Source organism: Microbacterium sp. Bi128 (assembly GCF_918698205.1).
On sequence record NZ_CAKKMM010000519.1, the window covers coordinates 1 to 3,314 of the forward strand.

The following is a 3,314-nucleotide window of genomic DNA, read 5'->3' on the forward strand; positions in this document are numbered from 1 at the left end:
ACGCGTTGTCGTACAGGCGGCCGTAGTGGACCGTGGCATCAAGGTGCAGGCCTTTGCCGTCGATCGAATTGCGTCCGAAGGCCTCGGCGTAGAGGCGGTGGGTGTGCCCCAGCCCGTCATAGGCCTCGTCGGCGGCGGGATCGCGGGTGGGCGGTTCGCCTTCTTTGCGGACCACGCTGCCGGGCAGCTTCTCGGTGGACTTGGCATCGTAGACCGTCCGTTCCGGCGGGGACGGCTTGAGCTCCCGCAGGCCCGGGCGGCTGCCGGGCCCGGGCACTGCGCGGGAGGCCTGGAACCCCGGGACGTGTTGCAGGGCCTGCTTTGCCGCGTGGGCGGCCCTGGAGAGCTCCGGCTTTTGCTGTGCGGCCAGCCTGCGGAGCAAATAGGGCGGAACGATGGAACAGTACACGGTTGAGAAGAACACTTGAGACCCCCTTCATGCTTCGGAGCCGGCAGGGTAGCCCGCCACCGATGAAAACAGCCTACGAGGGAGCACCGACAATCGGCAGGGGCAAAGCCGCTGGATTTCCGCGGTCTTTTGGCGGGATTCAGGGCACAAAAAACCCCGCCGTTTCAATGAAACAGCGGGGTTTGCCGGCGATGCCGGTATTTTGTGCCCTCGATTGGAATCGAACCAACGACCTTCTGCTCCGGAGGCAGACGCTCTATCCCCTGAGCTACGAGGGCAGTCAGGGTTCCTGCCGTTACCGGCGGGACGTCCTAGAGCTTAGCAGGAAGGTGGCCTCCAACGGAAAACCATGGAAAACGGTCGCTCATTTGTGGAGTCAAGTTTCGGTCCAACGCGGCCTATGTGCGGGGTCCTCAGCTTGGCCGATCCCGCGGATTGGCCGGTCCGCTCAGTAGCGGCGTCAGTAGCCGGTGAACGTATCCACATGGACCCGGCGGGCGCCCGCGCCACGCGCCGCGGCCCGCAGCGAACGCACGCTGGCGGGCGAGCCGGAGATAAAGACTTCCCGGCCGCCGATGTCCGGCACCAGGTCCTTGAGGGCCGCCGCGTCAATCCTTCCGGCGCCTGCGTCCTCCATGTTGGCCGGCGGCGCCGAACCGTCGGCCAGCCGGGCCACGATGCGCGCCCCCGAGCGCTGGAGCTCCTCGGCGTAGCCCAGTTCGGCGGCACTCTTGGCCAGGTACAGCAGGACAACGTCGCGGTCCCCGGCCGGGTTTCCGGCCGACGCCCCGGCCAGCTGGGCCACATACGGGGTGATCCCGATTCCGGCCGCGACGAGCAGCACGGGGGTGGCCGGGTCCCGGGGCAGGACGAAGTCGCCGCTCACCGTGGTGGCGGTGAGCCCGGCGCCGGGTGCCAGGGACAGCAGCGATCGCTTGGCTGAGGACACCGGTTCGGCCGTCCCCACCCCGATCGTCAGCAGGGAGGCTCCGGGGGCGCTGGTCAGGCTGAACACGCGCCGGATTCCCTTGCCGTCACCCTTCCCATCGCCCCTGGCGGCGCGAGCGTCGCCAGCCGTGTCCGGGGGCAGGTGGAGCTCCAGGGCCTGTCCGGGAGCGAAGCGCACCGGACGTTCCGGGCGGAAGCTGAATTCCGTCGTCGTGGGCGTCAGCGGACGGCTCGCGACGAACGCCAACCGGACCCCGCCCCGCTGTCCGACGGCGAAGGCAAGCGCGTTGCCCGCGAGCAGCGCCAGCTCGGGGGAGTTGGCCACAAACCCCAGGTTGTAGGGGACGGCAAACAGTGCCCCGACGACGGCGGCCAGCGCCAGCTGCTGCCAGCGCCGCGGGGGCAGGGTGAGCGGCTCGGTGAGCATGAACCCGACGAAGAACAGCACCGGCCGCTGCGCGAGCGTCTGCCACAGGGCCTCGGGGAGATTCATCCCGGCCTGGAGCAGATCGGCGGCCACGATGGACACGGCAACCACGGTGAAGACGGCGGCCATGGCGAACTTCCGGGTCCGGTAGAGCACCAGCAGCACCCCTGGCAGCACCAGCCAGAGCATGGCCGGCGTCGCGGCCCACCAGGTGGCAATGTTGAGCCCGGTCAGCCCGGCCAGGAACGCGCCCGCCGCGGCCGGATTGAAGATGTGCCGGCCGCGCCAGGCCAGCGCATACTTCGAGGCCGAGGCCAGTACGCAGGCCAGGGCGACGCCGGCGATCTCCGCCAGCTGGAGGCCCTGGGTCAGCTCGCTGGGCCAGAAAAGGAAGTACAGCAGCAGGCCGGTGATGAGTGAGGATTCCGTGTGCGGCCGCACATGGAACAGTGCGGCCAGCCCCTGGCTGGAGGCGTACGTCAGGCCAAGGCACAGGGCAAGGTGGGCCAGCATTTCCGGCAGCCCGAACGTCAGCCAGCCCAGCACATTGAGCAGCAGGCTGTAGCCGGCCAGGACGGCCAGGACCCACAGCACCAGCCGGTACATCGTGAGCCGGCCCAAGGCGGTGTCCAGCCTCGTGCCGAGGGCGGTGGTGGTGATGGCAGTCATGAGAACAGGGCCCCTTCGAAGTCGGCTGAATATTCCGCGTGCCCGTCCGCATAAACCGTGAGCCAGGCGCAATCGAACTCCTGCTCCAGCCGCGGACCGTCGACAAAGAACAACGCAGTGGCCAGCGCATCCGCCACCATCGCGGTCCCGGCCATGGCCCAGCTGGCGACAACGGTACGCACCGGCGCTCCCGTGGTGCCGTCCAGGACATGATGGAACCCGTCACCCCAGGCGCGCCGGTTGGCGGCGGAAGCGCACAGGGCACCGGCCCCCAGCTGGACGGTGCCGATTGCCCGGGTGGGATCGTAGGGGTGCTCGAGGGCAACCGCCACCGGATCCGGCCCCGGATTCAGCAGGTCCCCGCTGGCATCGATGAAATGCCCGGCGCAGCCGCCGTCCCGGAGCTGGGCGGAGAGCAGATCGGCCAGCTGGCCCTTTCCGGCCGCGCCGACGTCGATCACCACCGGAACCGTGGTGGTCAGCGCGGTGCCCTGCCAGTCCAGCACATCCTCCCACCGGGGCGCGGGAAGCGGCGCGCCGCCCGGGCGCAGGGTGTAGGTGGCGTCGTAGCCCAGGCGCTCCAGGCTCCCGCCGATGAGCGGGGTCATCGCACCCCCGGTGAGCCGGTACAGGGTGCCGTACAGCTCGCCCAGGGCGGCCCCTTCGGCGGGCAGCTCAATGCGGCCAGGCGTCCGGGCTGCGTCGGCAATGAGCGCATCGGGGCGGAACCGGGACCACGCGGCGTCGTACTCCGCCACCGTGGCGAGCAGGCCGCGGCGGAGCTCGCCGGAGAGCCGGGACGGGGTGGAAATCTCCCAGCGGGTCCCGATCCCGTCAAAGCTGAAGTGCGCCCAGCCCGGA

General features: G+C 69.7%; 2 protein-coding genes, 1 tRNA gene and 1 pseudogene. All 4 read right to left on the reverse strand.

The genetic code is table 11. The features are described from left to right. Nucleotides 1-424, reverse strand: a pseudogene (locus tag LQV45_RS22175) (peptidase M4 family protein); the annotation flags it as partial. Between the two features lie 190 nt (nucleotides 425-614). Beyond that, nucleotides 615-687: transfer RNA gene (locus LQV45_RS22180), tRNA-Arg, on the reverse strand. Nucleotides 688-869: 182 nt separating this feature from the next. Continuing rightward, nucleotides 870-2,453 (reverse strand): FAD-dependent oxidoreductase, encoded by a 1,584-nt coding sequence (locus tag LQV45_RS22185; RefSeq protein WP_230008850.1) that lies wholly within the window; start codon nucleotides 2,451-2,453, stop codon nucleotides 870-872. Further along, nucleotides 2,450-3,314, reverse strand: an 865-nt coding sequence (locus tag LQV45_RS22190) for an FAD:protein FMN transferase (protein WP_230008851.1), incomplete at its 5' end; no start/stop codon positions are given. The genes LQV45_RS22190 and LQV45_RS22185, both read right to left, overlap by 4 nt.

Coding starts and splice junctions, on each gene's coding strand:
- LQV45_RS22185 (WP_230008850.1), bottom strand. CDS start 2,453: ATGACTGCCATCACCACCACCGCCCTCGGCACGAGGCTGGACACCGCC.